The sequence below is a fragment of the Candidatus Methylomirabilota bacterium genome (assembly GCA_036001065.1).
Classification (GTDB): Bacteria; Methylomirabilota; Methylomirabilia; order Rokubacteriales; family CSP1-6; genus MNEF01.
The window spans coordinates 1-2,697 of record DASYUQ010000107.1 but is presented as its reverse complement, the minus strand read 5'-3'; the positions used below and the strand labels follow the sequence as shown (position 1 = coordinate 2,697).

The 2,697-nt window shown below is 69.8% G+C and carries 3 protein-coding genes; all 3 read left to right on the top strand.

Annotation, left to right across the window (positions count from 1 at the left end; all coding sequences use genetic code 11):
• Nucleotides 1-261 precede the first annotated feature (261 nt).
• A complete protein-coding gene (locus VGV13_09935; protein HEV8641403.1) occupies nucleotides 262-1,137 on the top strand; it encodes a xanthine dehydrogenase family protein subunit M in 876 nt (291 codons plus the stop codon).
• A complete protein-coding gene (locus tag VGV13_09930; protein HEV8641402.1) occupies nucleotides 1,134-1,610 on the top strand; it encodes an SRPBCC family protein in 477 nt (158 codons plus the stop codon). The genes VGV13_09935 and VGV13_09930 overlap by 4 nt, the downstream gene beginning before the upstream one ends.
• Nucleotides 1,607-2,697 (top strand): UbiD family decarboxylase (locus tag VGV13_09925; protein HEV8641401.1); only part of this gene is annotated, 1,091 nt, incomplete at its 3' end. The genes VGV13_09930 and VGV13_09925, both read left to right, overlap by 4 nt.

The window sequence follows — 2,697 nt, the reverse complement described above, 5'->3', positions numbered from 1 at the left end:
GTGTTCCGTCTGGGTAGTCATGTTAACGATCGCCGCGCGCACGCCGCTGCCGGCGGGGCCGACGGGCACGTGCGGCAGGGATCGTGGGACCACGCGGCACGCGTCCGCTGCCCGGTTGCGGCTGGGCTCCACCTGGGCACGCGGGGTCCGTTTGCCAGCGGGCGGGAACGGATCCCGTCGAACCCTGCCGCCCGTGCCCGTCGGCCCCGGCGCCGTGTGCGGGCGGGCTCTTAACCTGACTTCGAGGACGGTACACTAGCCGTGCACGCGTTTGACTACAGCGCGCCCGACAGCCTGGCTGGCGTCCTGGCGGAACTGCAGGAGGCCGGCGACGAGGGCAAGGCGATCGCCGGCGGGACGGCGCTGGTGATCTTGATGATGCAGCGCTTGGTCCGCCCTCGCCGCCTCATCGGTCTGCGTCGCGTGGCCGGTCTCGACCGCATCGAGATCGCGGACGGCCGGATCAGGATCGGGGCTCTCGCGACTCATCGGGACATCGAGACGTCGCCGGTGATCCGGACGCGACTCCAAGTACTCGCCGAGACCCTGAGCCGCGTGGCGACGCTGCGCATTCGCAACGTGGCGACCATCGGAGGATGCCTAGCCCATGCCGATCCCAACCAGGACCCGCCGGTGACCCTCCTGGCGCTGGACGCACGGGTCCGGATCGCGGGGCCCCAGGGCGAGCGCCAGTCGCCGCTGGACGAATTCTTCCTCGACTACTACCAGACCGCGCTCCGGCCCGGCGAGCTCGTCGTCGCGGTGGACGTCCCCCTCCCCGCCCCCGGCAGCGCTTCGGCCTTCCACAAGTTTCTACCCCGGACGGCCGACGACTACGCCACGGTGGCCGTCGCCGCCGCGATCACGCTGACGCCGGAGGGCGTCTGCCGCGAGGCGCGCATCGGGCTCGGCGCGGTAGGGCCGACGCCGCTCCGCGCGCGCGACGCGGAGACGATCCTCATCGGCGAGCGGTTGAGCGACCGGCTGCTCGCGGCCGCGGCGGAGGCGGCCAGGCGCATCGTGGACCCGGTCGCCGACCCGCGCGGATCGGCAGAATACAAGCGGCAGATGGCCGGGGTCTTCGTGCGCCGTGCGCTCCGGGGCGCGTGGGATCGCGCCGCCGGGGCGGCGGCGTGAAGCTCGTCCAGCGCTGCGTCCTCGCCGTGGAACGCGAGCGGCTCTGGGACTTCCTCATGGATGTTCCGCGCGTTGCCCGGTGCATCCCGGGGGTGGAGACAATTGAACGCGCCGGTGAGAACAGGTATCGTGGGGTCCTCAAGGTGCAGATGGGCCCGGTCCGGCTCGCCCTCGGAGGCACCGTGACGCTGGAGGAACAGGACCGAAATGCGTGGCAGGCCTCCATGAGAGCGGAAGCCGACGACCGGGGCGCCGGTGGCGGCATCCGGGCCCGGATGACGACGCGCCTGGCGCCCGCGGAGGCGGGCACCGAGTTCGTCGTGGAGACCGATCTCGCAGTCCTCGGGAAGATCGGCGAGTTCGGCCAGCCGCTGATCAAGAAGAAGGCCGATGGCCTGATCCAGGCGTTCGCCGCCAACGTTCAGGCCGCGCTCGGCGGAGCGCCATTCAGTCACGAACGAGGTGAGCCATGAGCAGCATTCGAGATCTGAGGCAGTGGCTGCGGGAGGCGGAGAGCCTCGGTGAAGTCAGGAAGGTCACGGGCGCGGACTGGGACGTCGAGATCGGCGCCATCACCGAGCTCGCGCAGCACCGGGAAAACGGCCCCGCGGTGCTCTTCGACGAGGTCAAGGGCTACCCAAAGGGGTACCGGATCCTCGTCAATACCCTGGGATCGCTCCGCCGGACGGCGCTCACCCTGGGGCTCGACACGAACGTCACCTCCCCCATGGAGCTCGTGAAGGCCTGGCGCGCCCGCTCGAAGAAGATCATGCCGATCCCGGCCAAGACCGTCGAGTCAGCGCCGGTGATGGAGCACGTCGATACGGGGGCGGCGGTCAACGTGCTGAAGTTCCCCACCCCGAAGTGGCACGAGCACGACGGCGGCCGCTACATCGGCACCGGCAGCGTCGACATCACGCGCGATCCCGAGGAAGGGTGGGTGAACCTCGGCTGCTACCGGGTGATGATCCACGATGAGAAGACCGTCGGGTTCTACATCTCGCCCGGCAAGCACGGACGGATTCAGCGGGAGAAGTGGTTTGCCGCGGGCAAGCCCATGAAGGTGGCCGTCTCGCTCGGGCACGACCCGCTCGTCTTCCTGGCGGGGAGTATCGAGGTGCCCTACGGCGTCTCCGAGTACGACTGGATGGGCGGGGTGCTGGGCGAGCCCTTCGAGGTCCTCCAGAGTCCGGTCACGGGCCTCCCCCTGCCCGCCAACTCCGAGATCATCATCGAGGGAACGGCATACCCGGATCGGAAGATCGACGAGGGCCCCTTCGGCGAGTGGACCGGCTACTATGCGAGCGACGTGCGCCCCGAACCGACGATCACGGTGGAGCGCGTGCTCTACCGCACGAATCCCATCATGCTCGGCAGCCCTCCCGGCAAGCCGCCGTCGGAGCTGACGTCGTACCGGGCGGTGATGCGCTCGGCGCTGATCTGGGACGAGATGGAGAAAGCCGGCGTCCCCGACATCCAGGCGGTCTGGTGCCATCCCGCCGGCGGCACCCGGCTCCTGGTGATCGTCTCGATCAAGCAGCGCTATGGCGGACACGCCCG